General features: G+C 74.0%; 1 protein-coding gene. It reads left to right on the top strand.

Annotation, left to right across the window (positions count from 1 at the left end):
* A partial coding sequence (locus tag IU459_RS37600) for an AMP-binding protein (protein ID WP_195134317.1) occupies positions 1-466 on the top strand: 466 nt, incomplete at both ends.

The following is a 466-nucleotide window of genomic DNA, read 5'->3' as shown; positions in this document are numbered from 1 at the left end:
GCGCCTGGTCCGGGTGCTGGAAGCCCTGCTCGGCGACCCGGACGTCCTGGTCGGCGACATCGATATCCTCGACGCGGACGAACGGGCCCGGCTGCTGGTCGAATCCGGCGTCGCCGCAACCTCTGCCACGCCGGAGCCGCTCGGCCGGGTCGGCGCGCACACAGTGGCCAAGGTGCTCGCCGAGGTCGTCGAGGAGGACCCGGAGGCGCCCGCAGTGCTGGCCGGAGACGACGAGGTCGCCTACCACGTCCTGGATCGGCGTTCCTCGCAGCTGGCCAGGTTGCTCATCGATCGCGGTGCCGGACCGGGCGACGTCGTCGCGGTGGCGCTGCCGCGCTCGGTGGACGCCGTGGTCGCGGTGTGGGCGGTGCAGAAGGCCGGTGCGGCCTGCCTGTTCGCGGGTGACCGCACGGCCGACGAGCTGACCGCCGCGGGCGCCGGATTCGGGATCACCCGGGAGCCGCTG

The organism is Nocardia amamiensis, assembly GCF_015477605.1.
GTDB classification, from domain to species: Bacteria; Actinomycetota; Actinomycetes; order Mycobacteriales; family Mycobacteriaceae; genus Nocardia; species Nocardia amamiensis_A.
Note: the sequence above shows the minus strand (reverse complement) of the source record. Positions and strands in the feature narration are given on the sequence as shown.